This window comes from Streptomyces sp. ADI95-17, assembly GCF_003846175.1.
Classification (GTDB): domain Bacteria; phylum Actinomycetota; class Actinomycetes; order Streptomycetales; family Streptomycetaceae; genus Streptomyces; species Streptomyces sanglieri.
On the sequence record NZ_ML123044.1, the window covers coordinates 357780 to 377421 of the forward strand.

A 19642-nucleotide genomic window follows, 5' to 3' on the forward strand; every position below is an offset into this window, starting at 1 on the left:
CGGTTCGGTGCAGTTGCCCGACGGTCGTTTCCTGGAGCCCAACGGGAACCTGGTCGCCCCGAACGGCGTGGTCGAGACGACCCCGATCCCGCACGACACGGTCCCCGGCACCTCGGGTCTGCCGTCGTCCTGGCAGGTACAGCAGCCGGTGCCGGTGGGCGTCCACGCGGGAAGCGGCTTCCCCGACATGGCGGCGCACACTCCCGGTGGCGGCTTCGACAACGTGCCGTACGGGCCGGGCAGCCAGGTGCCGGGCGGAGTACCCAACCACGTGCCGAACGGATCGTTCGGCCCCGCCCCGGCGCACTTCGATCCGGCGAGCCACGTACCGGGCGGAGCACCCGGCCATGTCCCGGGCAATGTCGGCGCTCACGTTCCCACCGACCACTTCCCCGCGGGCGCGGGCCACGACATCCCCGGTGGCAATCCGCACACCCCGTCGACTCCTGACGCCCCGCACACGCCCCATACCCCGGACGCCCCGCACACCCCGGGCCATGACGGACCGGGCACGCACGGGCACGACGGTTCGCACGGTGGCGGCCACGACACCTCGCACGGCGGGCACGCGGACGACGCGGCGGCGCACGCCGATGACGCGGCGCACACCGGTGACCACGGCGGCCCCGGCAGCCATGTCGACCCGCACGGCACCGCCGACGACCTGGCGCACGGCGCGGACGACGCGACGGCGCCCGGCCACCACGGTGGGGACGGCCCCGGCCTGGGCCCTGCGGCGGACGACTTCAAGTACACGCCCCACGTGTCGGAAGCCGACTTCGACGCGCTGTCCACCGCCGAGAAGCACCGGGTCGCCGCCTCGGAACTCACCGACGGCACCGTGCCGTTCGCAGACGACTTCGACGCGGTCCAGTACGGCCGGGACTACTGGAACGACTACGTCGACAATCTGGACCCGTCCGCGCAGCAGGCGCTCCGGGACTACACGGGCGACTCGTTCCCCTCGTACAAGGACATGAACGGTTACCTGAGGAACGACCCCCACTACGGTCCCCGTCCCGAGGTGCTGCACGACATCAGCGAGATGGACCGGGTGATGTCGACCCGGCCGGTGCCCGAGGACGTCATGGTGGTGCGCGGCACGGGCATCGGGCACCTCGACCTCGACTCGCCCCTCGAAATGATGGGTGGCACGTTCGGCGACGAGGGCTATCTGTCCACCTCGCTCGGCAACCACCCGGTGCCCAGCTTCGCGGGGAAGGACGCCATCCTCCACTTGCGGGTCCCGAAGGGGACGCCCGCGCTGTGGCTGGAGAAGGTCAGCCATTACGGCGTGACCGAGCGTGAGATCCTTCTCGGGCGCGGCTCGGAGTACCGGGTGACCCGAGTCTTCGTGGACGAGGCCGGACAGGCCCAGGTGTACGGCGAAGTCCTGCCGAAGTGACAGAGGAAGAGTGCATGACCAGCGAGAATCGACCCAATCCGCGCTTCGAGGAAGACATGCAGCTCAAGCGGGTCGCCGGGCCGCCCCGCTACAACCGTGTCGCGCAGGGACCCGTGCGGTACGTGCGGGTCGCCGACAGCGACGGGGTGGTGATCGGCTACGTATGGGCCAATGACGAGGGCGACGCCGCGGGCTGGGTGACGCCGCAGGGGCTGGGGGCCGCCGCGATCAACGCCGGGGCCGCATGGCTCAGGAAGCTGCGGGACGCGAAGTCCCGGGGGATCGCTCCCTCCGCCCTGCTCGCCGAGCTGCTCCGGGACACGAGTGACATCAAGGGCAGCAGTGTCGTGGCCGGCTCGCTGGCCGAGGCTCCGTCGCTCGCCGAGTTCAAGGAAATGGTGAGCGGGGGCTGAGGTCCCGCGCCGACGCCGACGACAAGAGCCGACCATGACCTACGAACCCGCCCCACCGCGCTACCGCGCCGAGACCGACGGCCCGGTCCACCACCTCACCGTCGCCGATGCCCGTGGCGAGGCGATGGGCTACCTGTGGGCCAACGACGAGGACGACGCCGCCGGTTGGTGTCTGCGGCCCGCCGGGGACCGGGCCGGGATCAACGAAGGGCTTGAGTGGTCCGCAGGGCTCGCCGCCGCCAAGGCGCGCGGGCTCGTGCCCACGGCCGCGCTCGCCGAGCTGGCCCGCGGCTCGGACCCGAGGCGCGTCAGCCATGTCGTCCCGGGCTCCCTGGCCGCGGCCCCGTCCCTGGCCGCGCTCAAGGAGCTGGCCCGGGTCGTCACCGAGGCCGACGACCGCCGCCTGCTGGCCCAGCTCGACCGCGGGAACGCCGACGCGTGGCGCGAGCTGCGGGAGGCGTTCACCGCGCTCACGGACGAGGACCGCGACGTGCGGTGGTCCGAGGGCGGGCAGCGGCCCGACGGCACCCGGCAGCTGGGCTATCCGCTCCACAGCGAGCGGCTCCGGCGCCTGGTGGGCGCACTGGCCGCGGTCGGCGCGGTGACGCCCGCGTACCTGTGGCAGGACAATCCGCCGCCGGCCGTGCCCGCCGACGGGCGGCTGGGCCCGGCCGACGCGGTGCGTGCGGCCACGGCCGTGGTGCGCGGCGAGCGGTTCGGCGACGGAACGATCGCGCAGGCGGCGGGGAACGGCCTGCTCGATGCCGTGGCCGAGTCGTTGTGCGCCTGGTACGAAGCGGTGACGGGCGGCCCGGAGGCTGCTTCCTGACATGTGCGGAAAGCCGTTCGCACTGCTCGTTCGCGGCTTCGCCCCGGGCTGTACCGCCCGATCGCACATGCTCTATGTTTCAGGAGTCAATCAGGGGGATTCCCGTAGTGCACCGCCGGCCGGGCGACCGGGGCCGACGCGACGTACGACCGACGCAACGCACGACTGAGGCAATCGCACGACCGAGGCAACGGACGACGAGACGAATGGCACGGGATTACGACAGCCAGCTCCTGGAGTCGGTGGCGGTACGTCGGCGCAGAATGCGTGACGCACTGCTGTTCGGCGCGCAGCGGGCCCGGCGTACCGCCGACGAGCGGCTGGGAAAAGTGTTCGCGGGGATCGCCATCGCCGCCGTGCTGTGCGCGGGATGCGTGGGGTGGTCCTTCGTCCAGAACATGCTGGAGAAGCAGAAAGCCGAACAGCAGAAGCAGCAGCGCCAGGAACAGCAGTACCAGCAGCCGGCGAAAACGGCGCAACCGGATAAAACCGGGGAATCGACGAAGAATCCCCAATAGACCGGTAACTCCAGAGAATTCCATGAGGTTTTCCCCGTGAATGGGGATCGAGAAGGCGCCGGCGGCATCGGCTCCCGACTCCTCAAAACGTCGCGATGATAGGTTCCCGTAAAGTGGTGAGCACAGCAACGACTTCCCGAGCGCAGCTCAGCCGGGTGACTCTGGTCGGTGAGCGGCGCCGGGCCGATATCGTCCTGCCGTCCGACACGCCGATCGGTCAACTGCTGCCGGACATCCTGCAATTGCTGGACGACCGGGCGGCCGCCCGCCCGATGACCCGGCAGTTGATCACCTCGGACGGCTCCGCTCTCCCGCACGACAGCACGCTGTCCTCGGCCGGGATCGCGGACGGTGCGGTGCTCCGGCTGGTCCGGGCCCACTCCGCACCCCCTGCCCCGGTCGTGCACGACGTCACCGATCTGGTGGCCGACGATCTCGATCTGCAGGCCTGGCGCTGGCGCCCCTCCGCCCGTCGTACGAGCGCGGGTGTGGCCTCGGTGGTCTTCGCGGTGGTCTCCGCGCTGCTGGCCCGGCGTGAGTTCGCCCTGGAGGCACTGACCGTCGCCCTCGCGGCGGCCACGCTCGTCCTGCTGGCGGCCGGTGCGCTGACCGCGAAGATCGGGCAGGGAAACCGGGGTCTGGCGACCGCGCTCCTGCTCGCTTCCGGCAGCCTCGGCATCCTCACCGCTTGGACCGCCGCGGACGCGTACGACTGGTCGGGGACCGCGCGGCTCGCCGCCGTCGCCGCCGCGCTGGTCCTGACGCTGGTGCTTCTCGGCTACTTCTCGCCGCTCGGCCGCGGCGGGCTCATCGGCGCCGTCGCCACCACCGCGATCACCGTGGTGTGGGAGGCCGTCGCCGCCGTCCAGGACGACCTGGCGCGGCTCGGCGCCGTCATGGCCGTCTTCTCGGTCGTACTGCTCGGCCTGCTCCCCCGGCTGGCGCTGGCGGCCTCCGGGCTCACCGCGCTGGACGACCGCCGCTCCGGCGGCACGTCGGTCAGCCGCCACCAGGTGGGCAACGCGCTGGCGGCCACCCATCGCGGTCTCGCCCTGGCGACGGTGGTCACCGCGGTCTCCGCGGCGGCCGGCGGCTGGCTGCTCACCCTGGCCGGCAAGCCGTCCGTGTGGACCGTGGCGCTCCCCTCGCTGGTGGCGCTGGTGCTGCTCTCCCGAGCGCGGGCCTTCCCGCTGGTCGCGGAGGTGGTGGCCCTGTTCGCCGCCGCCGCGGTCCTCCTCGTGCGTCTCGTCATGCTGTGGATGGGCCACGCCGGGGGCGCCGGACCGCTCGCCCTGCTCTGCGCGGCCGCGGTGCTGCCGCTGCTCGTCCTGGCGGTGCAGCCGCCCGAGCACGTGCGGGTCCGGCTGCGGCGCATGGCCGATCTGGTCGAATCCATCGGCGTGGTGGGGCTCTTCCCGCTCGCCGTCGGTGTGTTCGGCGTGTACGGACAGCTGCTCAACAAGTTCTGAGTCGACGCGCAGGTGCTCCGGGCGGGGCAGCAGGGCGAAAAAGAAGGGCAGACATGCCGAACGAAGACAACTGGCAGGGCGATGTGCTGCGCGCCATGAGGGGCGGCGCCGCCCGGCAGAGCGCGCAGGACCCCGACGGCCGTGGCCCCGACGGCCGTGGCCACGGCGCCCCCGCGCAGGGTCAGGACGGTCAGCCGTACGGTGCCGCCGCGCCGGGGCCCGGCGTCCCCGCGCAGAACGCCCATGCCCACGGGACGCCCCAGCAGCACCCCGGCCTGCCCCAGCCGCCCCAGCAGTACGCCGGCTATCAGCAGGAGCAGCAGCAGGCCGCCCAGCAGCAGTACCCCGGCTATCAGGAACAGCAGCACCAGCAGGCTCAGCAGCCGCCGCCACAGCAGCAGCAGTACCTCGGTTATCAGGAACAGCAGCAGCTCCAACAGCCTCAGCAGACGCACGGCGGTTACCAGGACCAGCAGCAGCAACCGCCCCAGCAGCACCCCGGCCATCAGGGACACCCGGGCGTGGCCGCCCACCCCGTCGCGCAGCCGCAGCAACAGCAACAGCAACAACATCCGCAGCAGGACCGGCCCCGGGCTCAGGCCCCGTACACCCCGGGCACCCGGCCCCATCACACCCCCGACTCCCGGCCCGTGGTGGACCGGGGGCTGGCCGCCCTCGGGCGCAAGGCGCGGCGCGGTGAGCCGTTCGCCGCGCGGGCCGTGCGCGCCCTGCGGGTGAGCGTGTCCTCGTCGGCCGCGCGCGAGGTCGCCCGTACCACCGCCACCGCCGAGACGCTCCAGCAGCCGGTGACGACCGGCCGGCAGATCGCCGTCACCTCCATCCGGGGCGGCGCGGGCAAGTCGACCGTCGCGGCGCTGCTCGGCACCACGTACGCGCACTACCGCCAGGACCCGGTCCTCCTCGTCGAGGCCGACCCGTCGCTCGGCTCGCTGCCGCTGCGGCTCGGCGCCGAGTCGCTGCGGTGGACCACCGGTGACCTGGCGGGCATCATCGAGCCGCAGATGTCGCTGCTGGACATCACCGGCTATCTCGTCCAGCTCCCCGGCAACGCCTGGCTGCTGCCCGGCAGCCAGGGCCAGATCGGCGCGATGCTGGACAGCAGGGCGTACGAGCGGGTCATGGTCTCGCTGCGCCGCTACTTCGGCGTCACCGTCGTCGACTGCGAGACGCTGCCCGCCGAGGTCGCCCGGGTCGCGCTGTCCGCCGCCCAGGCCCGGGTGCTGGCCGCCCCCGCCACGCTGGAGGGCATCACCAGCACGTACGCGGTGCTCCAGTGGATGCAGTCGCTGCCCCGGCAGGTGATCGCCGGCACGGTCGTCGTGCTCAGCGAACTGGTGCCGCACCCCGGACTCGATCTCGAAGAGGCGACGAAGAAGCTCGAAGCCACCGGGGCGAGCGTCCAGGTGCTGCCGTACGACCGTCATCTGGCGGCCGGCGGCGAGATCCGTACCGAACTCCTGGCGCACGCGACCCGGGAGGCCGCCACCCGGCTCGCCGCCGATGTGTTCCGGCTCTCCCAGCAGCACCACTGATCACCGATCGGCAGCACCACCGGTCCCGGTGCCGACCTGCCCCGACCCCGAGTGACGGACGACGATGAGTACCCGACTGATCCACCGCCCGGCCAGGACCACCCGGCCGCCGGCCGCCTCCGAGGCGCGCACCATCGAGGCACCGCCGAACCTGCCCGAGGGCAAGTCCGGCAACATCGCGATGTCGCTGTTGCCCGTCGCCGGTGTGATGTCCTCCGTCGTGATGATGACGGTCGTGCGCAACAGTCAGTTCGCCGGTCTCGGCGCGATCATCCTCGTCGTCACCGTCATCGGCTCGGTGGCGCTGGTCTTCTCGCAGCGCGGCAAGGCCCAGCGCACCCGCCGTACCCAGCGCGAGGCCTATCTCGCGTATCTGGAGGACCTGCGCGAGGAGCTCTCCGTCGAGGAGCGCCGGCGGGCCGAGCGGGCCGATGTCCTCAACCCGCCGCCGCACGCCCTGTACGACATAGTGCGCGACCCGGCCCGGGTGTGGGAGCGGCGCCGTCTCGACGGCGACTTCCTGCGGGTGCGCGTCGGCACGGGTGAGATGCCGGTGCGCGATCTGACGGTCGCCCAGCAGGGCTCGTCCGTCCTGTCGCCGCCCGACACCTTCATGCTCAACGAGGCGTCGGCGCTGATGGACCGCTTCCGTACCGGCACCGAACTCCCGCTGACCGTCCCGCTCGACCGGGTCGGCAACGTCAGTGTCATCGGCCCCCGCGAGGACTGCCTGCGCATCGCGCGCGCCCTGCTCGTCCAGACCGCCGCCACGCACGCCCCCGACGACGTCGCGATGGCGCTCGCCGTGCCCGGTGAGCGGCTGGCCGACTGGGAGTGGGCCAAGTGGATGCCGCATCTGCTCGACAGCGAGCAGTTCGACGGCCCGGTCGCGGCCCGCCGGATCGCCCCGTCCGCGCCCCAGCTCTCCCGCCAGATCGGTCCGGAGCTGCGCCGCCGCGCCTCGTACGCGGCCGAGGTGCGGCGCGGTCTGTCCGGCAAGGACGCGCTGTCCATGACGTCCCGGCTGCTCGTCGTCACCGACGGGCACGGCGAGGACGCCGTCGACCTGCCGCGCCCGGACGACGCGGTCGGCCTGCGCGAGATGGGCGTCAGCGTGCTGCACCTGCTGGAGCACCGGGTCCAGGAGCCGGGACACGTCAGCGTACGGATCACCGTCGACGGCGACTCGGTGGTCATCGAGGACCTGCGCGAGCAGGAACCGATCAGCGCCCACGGCACCGTGGACGAGGTCGGCATCCCGTTCGCCGAGGGGCTGGCCCGGATGCTGGCGCCGATGCGGCTGTCCGCCGAATCGCTCGTGGACGCGCCGTTGTCGGGCCCCGTCGACTTCGCCGACCTCCTCGGCATCGACGATGTGGCGCAGCTGGACCTGTCGCGGATGTGGGCGCCGCGCGGCGAACGCGCCTTCCTGCGCGTGCCGATCGGCATCAGCGACTCCCACCAGCCGGTGCTCCTGGACCTGAAGGAGTCCTCCGAGCTGGGCATGGGCCCGCACGGGCTGTGTGTCGGGGCCACCGGTTCCGGCAAGTCGGAGCTGCTGCGCACCCTGGTCCTGGCCCTGGTGGCCACGCATCCGCCGGAGGACCTCGCGCTGGTCCTGGTCGACTACAAGGGCGGTGCGACCTTCGCCCCGTTCGCGGAGCTGCCGCACGTGGCCGGCGTCATCACCAACCTGGAGAACCAGGCGGGCCTGGTCGAGCGGGTGCACGCCTCGCTCGCCGGTGAGGTCAAGCGCCGTCAGCAGGTACTCAAGGACGCGGGCAATGTCGCCGACATCGGTGACTACGCGGCGCTGCGCGCGGACCGGCGGCCCGATCTGGACCCGCTGCCGCACCTGTTCGTGGTGATCGACGAGTTCGGTGAACTCCTCACCGCTAAGCCGGACTTCATCGACCTGTTCCTGTCCATCGGCCGGATCGGCCGCTCCATCGGTGTGCATCTGCTGCTGTCCAGCCAGCGCATCGAGGGCGGCAAGCTCAAGGGCCTGGACACCTATCTCTCGTACCGGCTCGGTCTGCGCACCTTCTCCGCCGACGAGTCGCGCACGGTCCTGGACACCACGGACGCCTTCCATCTGCCGCCGCTGCCCGGCTTCGGCTACCTGAAGGTCGACACCAGCCATTACGAGCGCTTCAAGGCGAGCTATGTCTCGGGCGCGTACCGGGGTCCGGTGCAGCGTGACGAGGAGCAGGACAGCGGCCCGCTGGCGCTGGAGTACGAGGCGTTCAACACCCTTGCCGAGCCGCAGAGTCCGGGCGAGGAGCCGAAGGTGCGGCGCCGGGAGACCGGGCCGACCGAGATGGGTGTCATCGTCGACCAGCTGCGGGAGGCGGCCGGCCCGGTGCGCCGGATCTGGCTGCCGCCGCTGCCCGGCGCGATCGCCCTGGACAAGGTCGCGGGGCCGCTGGACGTGGGCCCGCGCGGGATGCAGCTGGCCAAGCGGCGCGGTCCGCTCCAGGTGCCGCTCGGCCTGCTCGACGACCCGACCAAGCAGTGGCAGGGCCAGTGGTACCTGGACCTCACGGTGGCGGGCGGGCACGCCGCGGTCATCGGCGGTCCGCAGACCGGCAAGACGACGCTGCTGCGTACCCTCGCGCTGGCGATCTCGCTGACCCACACCCCGCAGGAGGTCGGCGTCTACGGCCTCGACCTGGTCGGCGGCGGTCTCCAGGCCGTGTCGGGGCTGCCGCACGTCGGCGGCGTCGCCGGACGGGCGGACCGGGAGCGCGCGGGGCGCACCGTCGAGGAGGTGCGGGGCATGCTCGCGGTCCGCGAGGACCTGTTCCGCGAGCACAGCATCGACTCCGTGGAACAGCTGCGTTCGCTGCACGCGGCGGGCCGGCTGCCCCGGCTGGCCTCGGCCGAGATCGTGCTGATCATCGACGGTTTCGGTGCGCTGCGCGACGACTTCGACGAGCTGGACGACGCGGTCGTGGACATCCTCAAGCGCGGTGGCGGCTACGGCATCCACGTCGTCGCGGGCATGCTCCGCTGGAACGACGTGCGCATCGCCACCCAGTCGAACTTCGGCACCCGGGTCGAGCTGCGGCTCAACGACCCCAGCGAGTCCAGCATCGACCGCAAACTCGCGCAGACCCTGTCGTCCGACGAGCCGGGGCGCATCCTGACCGACGGCAAGCTGTTCGCCCAGGTCGCGCTGCCCCGTACGGACGGTCTCGCGGACGTCTCGGACCTGGGCGCGGTCCTGGAGCACACGGCCCGTACGGTCCGCGCCACCTGGAGCGGCGAGGTCGCCCAGCCGGTCCGGATCCTGCCGCACGTCCTGGAGCCGCATCTGCTGCCGGGCCCGGTCGCCGAGCCCAAGCGGGTGCCGATCGGCCTGGACCAGACGGCGCTGGCGCCCGCCGTGCTCGACCTGTTCCACCACGACCAGCACCTGCTGATCCTGGGCGACAGCGAGTGCGGCAAGACGAACCTGCTGAAGACCGTCGCCGGCGGGCTGATCGAGCGCTACGGCGAGGACGAGCTGGTCTTCGCCGTCATGGACCCGCGGCGCGGGCTGCGCGGCGCGATCCCCGAGGAGTTCCGCGGCGGGTACGCGTACAACCCCAAGATGTGCGCGGGTCTGGCCGCCGGGATCGCCACCGAGCTGGAGAAGCGGCTGCCGGACGACCGGGCGGACACCGAGGACCTGGAGCCCGGCAGCTGGGGCAGCGGTCCGCGGATCGTGATCCTGGTCGACGACTACGACGTGCTGACCACCGCCGGTCAGTCGCCGCTCGACCCGTTCCTGCCGTACATCCCGTCCGCCGTCGACATCGGCCTGCACTTCGTGCTGACCCGCCGGGTCGCGGGCGCCTCGCGCGGCATGTACGACCCGCTGGTGCTGGGTCTGCGCGAGTCGGGGGCCTCGGCGCTCCTGATGTCGGGCGACCGCAGCGAGGGCCAGCTGTTCCCCGGTGTGTACGCCGCCCAGCAGCCGCCGGGCCGCGGGGTGTTCATCCGCAGGGGCCAGCCCAACCGTCTGATCCAGACCGTGTACACCGCGGAGTGACCCGCCGGGGCGCGGTCCCGTTTCCGCGGGCCGCGCCCCCACCGCACATCCGCATCCGGACGAAGAAGGAACGGCCGACCACATGACCAAGGACGTCATCGCCCTCACCCCGCGCATGCCCGACCCGCTGACCGTGCTCGCGGGTCTGCTCGCGGGAGGACCGGACAAGCTGGTGGGGACCACGGGCGAGGATGCCGTCGTGCAGCTCTGCGACGATCAGGGCCGGCCTCTCGTGTCCATCGAGGCGCCGCTGCTGGTGCAGGTCGCGGGCGAGGCCGAGCGGCTGCTCGGGGCCACCGCGCCGCCGGTCCCGTTCTGGTGGACGGAGGCCCGTGCCACCACCGGGGTCGAGGAGGCCGAGCTGCTCGCGGGCACCTTCGCGGCCCGGATCGCCACCCTGGCCGGGGGTTCCGCCTGGCCGCCGCAGGCGGCGCGTTCCCTCTCGGTGGTGAAGAGCGAGGGGGTGAGCGTCGCGCCGACGCCCGCCGCCGCGCAGCCCGCCGTGGACGCGCTCACCGACAAGGTGGCCGTCGTCATCCAGGACCGTCCGGTGGTCGCGATGACGGCCTGGCTCTCGGACGCGTTCCGGGCGGCGGCCGACGCCGAGCTGGGGCTCCAGATCGTCACCTCGCCGGGTGCCACCCTCTCCCCCGCGGTGCGCAACAGCCTCAGCGGCTGGCCGTCGCGCTGGGTGGTGCAGGACGAGAGGGACGGCTACTACGACGGTCTGTCGGGTGCCGTACTGCGCTGGCAGCACGGCATGTTCGCGACGGTCGAGTCGGCCGACGCCACCCCCGAGGACCCGCGCACCCCGGTGGCCGCCGCCTATCAGGAGGTCACGGACACCGGTGACCGTCAGCTGGCGATCTCGTTCCGCACGGTCCACCCGGCGGACGACCGGCTGGTGCTGGGCGGGGCCCTGGAGTCGGTGTGGCAGGAGCTGACGGGGCAGCCGCCGGCCGGGTGGGGCACCGCCGAGCCCGCCAACCTGCCGTGGTCGCTGCGCCGGCTGACGGATGTCGCCTTCGAGCGGGCGCCCGCGCCGACCTGGCTCGTGGTGGTCGGCAGCCCGGACCGGCCGGGCCTGGCCACGGTCCGCGTCAGCCGCACGAAGGCGGGGGTGGAGGAGGACGTCACCCTGGCGTTCGGCTACGGGCCCGGCGAGGAGCCCCCGCTGGACGCCCTGCCCCGGGTGGCGGAGGTGCTCGCCACCCGTCACCATCTCCAGTCGATGCTGGTCCAGCTCCGCAAGGCCCGCCGCGACCTGGCGGTGCCGCCGCGCTTCGAGGGGCCCGGCGTTCCGCTGGCGTTCGTGCTCGGCGCGGAGGAGGTGCGCGAGATGCCCGGCGACCGGGCCCGGCGCACCCCGCTGTCCGAACCGCCGGTCCAGCTCGGCCCGAGGTCCCGTCCGGCGCTGTACTACCCGCTGCCGGGCGACCCGTCGGACCTGTCCGGCTGGCAGGACTTCGAGCGGCTGATGCGGCATCTGAAGGGTGCCTGAGCGGTGCCGGACGGCGGTCGCAACAGCATGCGGGGCGGTTTGGCAAGGGGGCGGAACGAGGCGAGGCACGGCGGGGCGGCGTAAAATCGTCGTCGCGGCCGCCCTCGCCGGTGTCCGTACTGCCGACCGTCGGCAAGCACAACTGGTCACCCGTCGCTCAAAGATGTTCATTCGTTTCTGACGATCAAGCACTTTCGGTCACAAACGGCTTCCCTCATTCCCCCACAGGGGGTTGACTGGGTGTTACACATGGTGATGCCGCCGTCCTGAGCCGAGGGCGATTGCCACCGCGGGCCCACGGGCCCGGCCCCGATGCCCCCACCCCCGGCGGAGGAGAGTGAGCAGGAATGACTGCCTCGTCTCGCACGGTGAGCCTCTGGCCAGGGTCGGTGGGTGCGGGCGGCCCGTCCCCCGATGCGTACCCGGTTCCGGGACGTGAGTCCGGCCGGTCACCCGTTCGTATCGTTCATCCGAATCGTTTCGACGAGGGGCACCAATGAGCCAGATTGTGCTGCCAGCGTTTCATATGCCGTTCCAGAGCACCGGATGCAATCCCGGCATCGAGGAGACCCGGAAGGCCGCATGGGAATGGGCCGAATCCAATGGCCTGGTGCTCTCCCCCGTGGCCCGGAAGAAGATGGTCCGGACCCGGCCCGAGCTCTGGATATCCCTCATCTTCCCCACTGCTTCGCAGCAGCATCTCGATCTCTTCTGCCAGTGGCTCTTCTGGGCCTTCCTCGTCGACGACGAGTTCGACGACGGGCCCGCCGGACGCGATCCGCGCATGTGCGAGGAGGCGATCGACCGGCTGGTCGCCGTGCTCGACGGCGGCCCGCCGCGCGGAGCCATGGAACGCGCGCTGGTGGGCCTGCGCACCCGCACCTACCGCGACCGCTCGGCCCGCTGGATCCGGCAGTTCCGGCGGGACACGGTCGCCTGGCTGTGGACCTACTACGCCGAGGCCGTGGAGCGGGCCGCCGGACAGGCGCCGACCCGGAGCGAATTCGTGAAGCACCGCCGGGACTCGGTGGCCATGCAGCCCTTCCTGGATCTCCATGAGATCACCGCCGGAATCGACCTGCCGGAATCCGCCCGCAGCCTGCCCGCGTACATCGCGCTGCGCAATGCGGTGACCGATCATTCGGGGCTCTGCAACGACATCTGCTCCTTCGAGAAGGAGGCGCTGCTCGGGTACGAGCACAATGCGGTGCGCCTCATCCAGCGCGATCGCGACTGCACGCTCCAGGAGGCCGTCGACGAGGCCGGGGCACAGCTCGCACAGATCGCGCAGCGGGTGCAGCGCGCCGAGAAGGAGCTGGTCGAGGAGATCGAGGCGGCCGGCATCGAGGGCCACACCCGGGCCGCGCTGGAGCGGTGCGTACAGGACTACCGGGGGCTGGTCCGGGGCGACTTCGACTACCACGCCCGCGCGGAGCGCTACACCCGTCCCGATCTCGTCGAGGTCGACGAGCGGGACTCCATGTCGGAGCACTTCGCCGCCTGATCCGCCATCGGCACGGCGCGGGAGCCGCGACCGGAGGCCCGGCAACGGCCTCCGGTCCCGCGCGGTGGACGCGCCACGGGACGGCTCTCAGGGCCCCGCCGCCCCTTCGCCGTCACCGGCCAGCAGCGGCAGTGCCCGCAGGGCCAGCGCCCATCCCAGCCGCACCTCGCCCGACTCCGCGTTGCAGCCGGTGAGTTCGGCGATCCGGCCGATCCGGTTGAGGACCGTGTTGCGGTGGCAGTAGAGCAGTTCGGCCGCCCGCGCCGCCGAGCAGCCGTTGTCGAGCCAGGTCCGGAGCGTGCCGAGCAGCACCTCGCGTTCGGCCGCCATGTCCAGTACGCCGCCCAGCCGCGTGTCCACGATGCGCTCGGCGATCTCCGGCCGGCCGACCAGCAGCACCTCCGCGAGCCGGTCGTCGAAGGCGGCCGCCTCACCGCTCTTGGCGGGCAGCGTGCGCAGCGCCTGCTCGGCGAGCCGCAGCGCCCGGCCCGCCCGGGCCAGCCGGTCGAACTCCGGTGAGACGCCCGCGGTGGCGCCGGTGCGGTGGCGCAGCAGGTCGATCAGTACGCCGGACTCCCCCGCGGCCAGCCGCACGATGCCCGCGTACCGGCCCGACCGGGGCCGCCAGAAGGACCAGATGCCGTGCTCGTCGAGGACGGGTGCCGGGTTGGGCGGCGCGGCCGGGTCCTGGGCGGCGACGACGATGACGTACCGGTCCTGGACCGGCACGCCCAGCGCGGCGGAGGCGGCCGCCGCGACCGCCGGATCGTCGCCGCGCCCGTCGAGCAGGGCCTCGAAGAGGGCGACGCGGCGGGTTTCCTGCCTGCCCTGCATCTCCAGCTGGGTCAGCCGGTACGAATCCGCCATCACCAGTGAGTAGCGGTCGATGGTCTCCCAGACGGCGCCCGCCATGTCCAGTTCGGTGTCCCGGTCGCCCACCGCCCCATGGGCCTCCTGCGTCCCGCGTGTGGCCCGCAGATGCTCGGCCATCATCTGCCACATCACCCGGCCACCGCGCCGGTAGGCCTGGAGCACGGTGTCCAGCGGTACGTCCTGCTCCGCGCGCCGCCGCCCCGTCTCGCGCGCCGCCTGCTCGGCGTCCCCGCCGGACGGCAGCCCGCCGAAGTCCTCCAGAGCGCGCAGCAGGTTGTCGCGGCAGATCCCCCACAGGTCGTCCCGGCTGACGGGCGAACCGGAGGCGTACGTGCCGCTGTGCGCGTGGATGTCGTCGACGACCCGACGGGTCAGTTCGTCGACCGCCGGGAGCAGGGCGACGGCCAGGGCCCGCCGCAGCTCGCCGTCGTCGCCGCCTCCGGGACGGGGTCCTTCGGCGTGCGGGGTCCGGGCACCCGGGGTCTGCGCCATGGCCGAAGGTTAACGCGCGCGTTATGCGGATGCCGCGCCGCGTACCGCGACGAGTGGCCGCTGCCCAGGTGAAGCGCGCGCATGGTGGGCAACCGCACATTGTGCGAAACCGGGGACACGGCCGATTCTGAGCAGGACCAGCCGTGTGAACACCGTGTTTCCTGGAGCCCGTCATGTTTCTCAGCGTCGCGACCGTCCTGGGTGAGTCGGCCCGCAAGCACCCCGACCGGGTGGCCGTGGTCGATTCGGGCAACCGGATCAAGTACCACGAGCTGTGGGCGGGGGCGCTGCGCTGCGCGGGCGCGCTGCGGGCGTCCGGGGTCCGGCCGGGCGACCGGGTCGCGGTGCTGCTGCCCAATTCGGCGGACTTCCTGTACGCGTACTACGGCGCGCTCGCCGCCGGGGCGACGGTGGTGCCGGTGCACGGGCTGCTGGTGGCCGAGGAGGTGGCGTACGTGCTGCGGCACAGCGGATCCGTCGCCCTGATCAGCGGCGGTCCGATGTGGCCGGTCGCCGAGGAGGGGGCCCGCGCCGCGGGCGTCCGGACCGTGCACGGTCTGCCGGAGGGCGGCGAACCGCTGACCGCGCCGGAGCCCGCGGCCCCCGAGGACGTCGCGGTGATCCTGTACACCAGCGGCACGACCGGGCGGCCCAAGGGGGCGCTGCTCACCCACCTCAACATCGTGCTGAACGCCTCCGTCTGTGCCCACGACCTGCTGCGGCTGAACGGCGACGACGTGGTCCTCGGCTGTCTGCCGCTGTTCCACAGCTACGGGCAGACCTGTGCGATGAACACGACGCTGCGGGCCGGGGCGACGCTCGTCCTCATGCCGCGCTTCAGCGGCGCGGGCGCGCTGGAGCTGCTGGCCGCCGAAGGCGTGAGCGTCTTCATGGGCGTACCGACGATGTACCACGCCCTGGTCGAGGCGGCGGCGCAGGCCGGCCCGGCGGCCCGCCCCGCTCTGCGCGCGGCCGTCTCCGGCGGCGCGGCCCTCCCCGTGGCCGTGCTCGAACGCTTCGAGGCCGCCTTCACGACCCGGGTCCTGGAGGGCTACGGGCTGACCGAGACGTCCCCGGTCGCCACCTTCAACCAGCCGGAGTTCGGCCTGCGCCCCGGCACGGTCGGCCACCCGGTGTGGGGCGTGGAGATCGGGGTGGCGGACGCGGCGGTGGAGGACGCCGTGGTGCTGCTCGCGGACGGCGAGGTCGGCGAGGTGGTGGTGCGCGGCCACAACGTGTTCGCCGGGTATCTCGACGATCCGGAGGCGACGGCCGCGGCGGTGGTCGACGGCTGGTTCCGCACCGGGGATCTCGGGGTCCGGGACGAGGACGGCTTCCTGAGCATCGTCGACCGGAAGAAGGACCTGGTCATCCGGGGCGGCTTCAACATCTATCCGCGCGAGGTCGAGGAGGTGCTGGTCCGCCACCCGGCGGTCTCCGAGGTCGCGGTGATCGGGGTGCCCGACGAGGCGCGCGGCGAGGAGATCTGCGCGGTCGTCGTGCTGCGGGCCGGTACGGAGACGGTGACCGGGCAGGAGCTGATCGACTGGTCCAAGGAGCGGCTCGGGCGGCACAAGTACCCGCGGATCGTGCGGTTCACCGAGGCGCTGCCGCTGGGACCGACCGGCAAGGTCCTCAAGCGGGCCCTGACGGCGGGCTCCGCCTGACCCCACCGGCGTCCGCCGTTCACCCGACAGGGCCGGTCCGGGTCGGCGCGGCCCCGGACCGGGTACGTATCGAAGCACCGGCACCGGCACCGGTGGTCGCCGTCCGCGCCGGCGCCGTCCGCGACCGCACCGCAGAAGGGCTGGACCTCATGTCTGCCGTACCCACTCCGATACCCGGGACGTCTCCCCGGGTCAGCACGGCCCACGGGGCGGTGCGCGGCACGCTGGAGCAGGGTGTCGCCGTGTTCCGCGGCATCCCGTACGCCGCCGCCCCGGTCGGCGCCCTGCGCTTCCGGGCCCCCGAGCCTCCCGAGTCCTGGGAAGGGGTACGGGACGCGTCGGCGTTCGGGCCGACCGCGCCGAAGCGGCCGTACAGCCCGCCGCTGGACCGGCTGCTGCCCGACCCCGACGTGCCGGGTGACGACTGCCTCAACCTCAATGTGTGGACCCCGTCCCCCGACGCCACCGGGCTGCCCGTCATCGTCTGGATCCACGGCGGTTCGCTGCTGCACGGCTCGTCGGCGGTCCCGCTGTACGACGGGACCGCGTTCGCCCGGGACGGTGTGGTCCTGGTGTCGGTCAACTACCGGCTCGGCATCGAGGGGTTCGGGGTGCTCCCGGACGCGCCCGCCAACCGGGGACTGCTCGACCAGATCGCGGCCCTGACCTGGGTGCGGGACAACATCGCGGCGTTCGGCGGCGATCCGGACCTGGTCACGGTGTGCGGCGAGTCGGCGGGGGCGATCAGCATCGGCGCCCTGCTCGCCGCCCCCCGGGCCCGGGGGCTGTTCCGGCGGGCGGTGCTGCAGAGCGGTGCGCCGACCGCGCTGCCGCAGGGCGCGGGCGCCCGGCGCACCACGGAGCTGATCGCCAAGCGGCTCGGGGTCGCGGCGACGGCGGGGGCGCTGGCCGCGGTGGATCCGGCCGCGCTGCTGGCCGCGCAGACCGAGGTGACGGCCGGCGGCTCCCCGCTGACCGGCGGGAACTCCTTCCAGATCGTGGTGGACGGCGAGCTGCTGCCCCGCGATCCGCTGGAAGCGCTGCTGGACGGCGCCGCGTCCGGTGTCGATCTGCTGCTGGGCTCGAACAGCGAGGAGTACCGGCTCTGGTTCGTACCGAGCGGTCTGACGGAGCGGCTGTCCTCGTTCAAGCTCAGGCTGGCCCTGCTGAAGTTCAAGGTGCCGGGCGCCACGGCGCGTACGTACCGGGCGAACCGGCCGGGTGCCACGCCGGGTGAGCTGCTCGGCGCGCTCGCCACCGATCTGCTGCTGCGGGTTCCGCTGAACCGGCTGGCCGACGCCCACGCGGACGGCCCGGGAAGCACCCATGTCTACGAGTTCGGCTGGCCGTCCCCGGTGCTGCGGCTGGGCGCCTGTCACGCGCTGGAGATCGGCTTCGTCTTCGACACCCTGGACCGGCCCGACGCGGTGGCGCTGGCCGGTCCGGACGCCCCGCAGGAGCTGGCCGACGCGATGCACGCGGCGTGGGTGGCATTCGCGGTGTCCGGCGACCCCGGCTGGCCGGGCTGGGACCGCTCGCGCCCGGTGATGGGCTTCGGTCCCGGAAACCCGGCCGTGGTGCGGGCCCCGCGCGACGCGGAGCTGCGCGGCTGGGCGCCGTACCGCGAGAGCGCCTGAACGGCGGCCCCCCGGCCCGCGGGCCGGGGGGGGTGCGGTACTCAGTTCTGCGCCGCCCAGAACTCGTCGAACGTGAGCAGCCCGTCGCCGTTGGCGTCGTGCGAGTTGATGACGGCCTGGGCCACCGTCTCGGTGACGTAGGGGTCACCGAGCTGCGCCATCACGCTCTTGTACTCGACGGCCGAGATCAGCCCGTCGCCGTTCAGATCGAACCGCTCGAATGCCTTGCGCGCCGACTCGATGTCCGCCACGGTTCCGCCCCTTCGTCATACCTGATCAATGCCTGGCCGATGCCTGACTGCCGGTGGTCAGATTAACGGTCGCGACGGATGGCGGTCGCGGCGGCCGGTAGTCGATCATGGGCGGGGGAGTCCGCCGCCCGGCGGACCACGGCCCGGACGGGGAGGCGGAACGGTCATGGATGACGCGCTGGCACGGATTCTGGCGGCTGCGGCGGACGGCCGGTTTCCCCCGCCGGACGGGTCGACGACCGTGGTGCGGCAGCCCTCGGCCCGGGACGCGGGAGTGCTGGCGTTCACCGCGCACTCGGTGGTCTTCACCGACGAGGACCCCGACTGGGTGCGGTCCGTGCTGGCCGGCACCCCCGGCGACGCGCTCGCCGCGACGATGAATCCGTACTTCCTGGGCGCGCTCATGGCCCGCGGCGGCCGGCACATGAACACCGTCGATCTGCTGACGGTCGCCCCCGCGCTGCCCGGCGGTCCGGGGATCGCGCTGCGGGAGATCGAGGACCCGGAGCATCCGCGGGTGGCGCGGGCGATGAAGTACCGCGACGAGGTCCGGGTCTGGGCCGCCGACGGCGGTGTGGTGATCCTGGGCCGGGGCGTCGCGGGGCGCTGGGAGACCGCGATCGAGGTGGCCGAGGAGTCGCGCGGCCGGCGGCTGGGCGAACGGCTCGCGCGGGCGGCCCGGCACCTGGTGCCGGACGCGGTGGTGTGGGCCCAGCAGTCGCCGGGGAACGCCCGCAGTGTGCGGACGTTCCAGGCGGCGGGCTATCGGCCGGTGGGCTCGGAGGCCCTGTTCGTCATGGGGTGAGTGCTCGTCGGATCAGCTGCGCCACGGCTTGTAGTGCGGGTTGTCGACGCACTCGTTCATGACCTCGGTCTTGGTCGCCCGGTCGATCGGGCACGCCCCGACGATGAACTCCCGGTCGACACCGCCGGGGAAGGCGACCTCCACCTGGTCGGCGTACTTGTGGGTGTCGCCGATCGTCCTGTTCACGTCGATGCCGCCGGGGGCGTCGATGTAGTAGTTGAACTCGCTCTTCCACTTCTTGTACAGGTCGTGGTCGTACGTGGTGGAGACGAACGGCGACGGCTGGTTGACCAGGACGTACTTCTCCAGGTCGTACTGGCCGTAGTCGATGTCCCTGGCGTGGAAGCCCTCGTCGAAGATGGTCGCCGGGCCCCGGCCGTCCGCCCGGTAGAGCTGGCGGCAGTTGTCCCGGTACGAGGGCTGCGGGGTGATCCGGTCGAGGTCCACCGGGTCGGCGGCGGCGAAGAGGTGGTCGGCGACGGCCGGGCAGCCACCGGGCTTGAACGCCGCGGCGGGGGCGACCGCGGGGGCGGCCTCCGTGGCGGCGGCCGGGACGAGCACGGCGGAGAGGGAGAGAACGGCGAGTGCGGCCCGGCGCCGCAGACGAGAAGTGATCATCATGTTGATCACTGTCCCGGCGGTACGGCACCGGGCCGTGGAACGTCACCCGAAGGCGAGCGTGTCAGGCG

At 72.7% G+C, this 19642-nt stretch carries 15 protein-coding genes; 12 read left to right on the plus strand and 3 right to left on the minus strand.

From position 1 onward, the window contains the following. From EES42_RS01490 to EES42_RS01530, 9 genes are all read left to right on the plus strand, one after another. Positions 1 to 1405: ADP-ribosyltransferase (locus tag EES42_RS01490; protein WP_277426096.1), on the plus strand; the 1405-nt coding region annotated here is incomplete at its 5' end. A 14-nt stretch (positions 1406 to 1419) separates the two neighbouring features. After that, complete coding sequence (locus tag EES42_RS01495; protein ID WP_124716275.1) at positions 1420 to 1818, plus strand: hypothetical protein; 399 nt, start codon at positions 1420 to 1422, stop codon at positions 1816 to 1818. 34 nt (positions 1819 to 1852) lie between these two features. Beyond that, a complete protein-coding gene (locus tag EES42_RS01500) occupies positions 1853 to 2647 on the plus strand; it encodes a DUF6508 domain-containing protein (RefSeq protein WP_124716276.1) in 795 nt (264 codons plus the stop codon). Between the two features lie 263 nt (positions 2648 to 2910). Beyond that, the gene (locus EES42_RS01505; protein ID WP_277426097.1) at positions 2911 to 3165 is read left to right on the plus strand and encodes a hypothetical protein; all 255 of its coding nucleotides are present in this window, start codon (positions 2911 to 2913) and stop codon (positions 3163 to 3165) included. 95 nt (positions 3166 to 3260) lie between these two features. After that, positions 3261 to 4634 carry a type VII secretion integral membrane protein EccD gene (eccD, locus tag EES42_RS01510; RefSeq protein WP_124716278.1) on the plus strand — a complete coding sequence of 458 codons (1374 nt, stop codon included), beginning with the start codon at positions 3261 to 3263 and terminating at the stop codon, positions 4632 to 4634. A 53-nt stretch (positions 4635 to 4687) separates the two neighbouring features. Next, a complete protein-coding gene (locus EES42_RS45935; protein ID WP_241196197.1) occupies positions 4688 to 6187 on the plus strand; it encodes a MinD/ParA family ATP-binding protein in 1500 nt (499 codons plus the stop codon). 64 nt (positions 6188 to 6251) lie between these two features. Next, positions 6252 to 10223 (plus strand): type VII secretion protein EccCa, encoded by a 3972-nt coding sequence (gene eccCa, locus EES42_RS01520; RefSeq protein ID WP_124716279.1) that lies wholly within the window; start codon positions 6252 to 6254, stop codon positions 10221 to 10223. Between the two features lie 82 nt (positions 10224 to 10305). After that, a complete protein-coding gene (locus EES42_RS01525) occupies positions 10306 to 11724 on the plus strand; it encodes a DUF6177 family protein (protein ID WP_124716280.1) in 1419 nt (472 codons plus the stop codon). A gap of 526 nt (positions 11725 to 12250) precedes the next feature. Beyond that, entirely contained in the window at positions 12251 to 13228 is a 978-nt protein-coding gene (locus EES42_RS01530) for a terpene synthase family protein (RefSeq protein WP_124717346.1), read from the plus strand. 87 nt (positions 13229 to 13315) lie between these two features. On the opposite strand, the gene EES42_RS01535 is transcribed toward EES42_RS01530, so the two are convergent. Further along, entirely contained in the window at positions 13316 to 14593 is a 1278-nt protein-coding gene (locus tag EES42_RS01535; RefSeq protein ID WP_164495145.1) for a PucR family transcriptional regulator, read from the minus strand. 173 nt (positions 14594 to 14766) lie between these two features. Between EES42_RS01535 and EES42_RS01540 the strand changes: the two genes are divergently transcribed. Together EES42_RS01540 and EES42_RS01545 are read left to right on the plus strand one after the other, a co-directional pair. Next, entirely contained in the window at positions 14767 to 16260 is a 1494-nt protein-coding gene (locus EES42_RS01540) for a long-chain-fatty-acid--CoA ligase (RefSeq protein ID WP_124716281.1), read from the plus strand. A 149-nt stretch (positions 16261 to 16409) separates the two neighbouring features. After that, positions 16410 to 17897 (plus strand): carboxylesterase/lipase family protein, encoded by a 1488-nt coding sequence (locus EES42_RS01545; RefSeq protein WP_124716282.1) that lies wholly within the window; start codon positions 16410 to 16412, stop codon positions 17895 to 17897. Between the two features lie 41 nt (positions 17898 to 17938). On the opposite strand, the gene EES42_RS01550 is transcribed toward EES42_RS01545, so the two are convergent. After that, positions 17939 to 18148 carry an EF-hand domain-containing protein gene (locus EES42_RS01550; protein ID WP_124716283.1) on the minus strand — a complete coding sequence of 70 codons (210 nt, stop codon included), beginning with the start codon at positions 18146 to 18148 and terminating at the stop codon, positions 17939 to 17941. 166 nt (positions 18149 to 18314) lie between these two features. Here EES42_RS01550 and EES42_RS01555 point away from each other — a divergent pair, with 166 nt between their 5' ends. After that, on the plus strand, positions 18315 to 18953 hold the full coding sequence (locus tag EES42_RS01555; protein WP_124716284.1) for a GNAT family N-acetyltransferase: 639 nt from the start codon (positions 18315 to 18317) through the stop codon (positions 18951 to 18953). Between the two features lie 12 nt (positions 18954 to 18965). Here EES42_RS01555 and EES42_RS01560 read toward each other — a convergent pair whose 3' ends face one another. After that, positions 18966 to 19571 (minus strand): ADP-ribosyltransferase, encoded by a 606-nt coding sequence (locus EES42_RS01560; protein WP_164495185.1) that lies wholly within the window; start codon positions 19569 to 19571, stop codon positions 18966 to 18968. Between the last annotated feature and the right edge of the window lie 71 nt (positions 19572 to 19642).

Excerpts from the sequence above, each read along its gene's own strand:
- EES42_RS01495 (WP_124716275.1), top strand. The coding sequence starts at position 1,420 with ATGACCAGCGAGAATCGACCCAATCCGCGCTTCGAGGAAGACATGCAG.
- EES42_RS01500 (WP_124716276.1), top strand. The coding sequence starts at position 1,853 with ATGACCTACGAACCCGCCCCACCGCGCTACCGCGCCGAGACCGACGGC.
- EES42_RS01505 (WP_277426097.1), top strand. The coding sequence starts at position 2,911 with ATGCGTGACGCACTGCTGTTCGGCGCGCAGCGGGCCCGGCGTACCGCC.
- eccD (WP_124716278.1), top strand. The coding sequence starts at position 3,261 with ATGATAGGTTCCCGTAAAGTGGTGAGCACAGCAACGACTTCCCGAGCG.
- EES42_RS45935 (WP_241196197.1), top strand. The coding sequence starts at position 4,688 with ATGCCGAACGAAGACAACTGGCAGGGCGATGTGCTGCGCGCCATGAGG.
- eccCa (WP_124716279.1), top strand. The coding sequence starts at position 6,252 with ATGAGTACCCGACTGATCCACCGCCCGGCCAGGACCACCCGGCCGCCG.
- EES42_RS01525 (WP_124716280.1), top strand. The coding sequence starts at position 10,306 with ATGACCAAGGACGTCATCGCCCTCACCCCGCGCATGCCCGACCCGCTG.
- EES42_RS01530 (WP_124717346.1), top strand. The coding sequence starts at position 12,251 with ATGCCGTTCCAGAGCACCGGATGCAATCCCGGCATCGAGGAGACCCGG.
- EES42_RS01535 (WP_164495145.1), bottom strand. The coding sequence starts at position 14,593 with ATGGCGCAGACCCCGGGTGCCCGGACCCCGCACGCCGAAGGACCCCGT.
- EES42_RS01540 (WP_124716281.1), top strand. The coding sequence starts at position 14,767 with ATGTTTCTCAGCGTCGCGACCGTCCTGGGTGAGTCGGCCCGCAAGCAC.
- EES42_RS01545 (WP_124716282.1), top strand. The coding sequence starts at position 16,410 with ATGTCTGCCGTACCCACTCCGATACCCGGGACGTCTCCCCGGGTCAGC.
- EES42_RS01555 (WP_124716284.1), top strand. The coding sequence starts at position 18,315 with ATGGATGACGCGCTGGCACGGATTCTGGCGGCTGCGGCGGACGGCCGG.
- EES42_RS01560 (WP_164495185.1), bottom strand. The coding sequence starts at position 19,571 with ATGATCACTTCTCGTCTGCGGCGCCGGGCCGCACTCGCCGTTCTCTCC.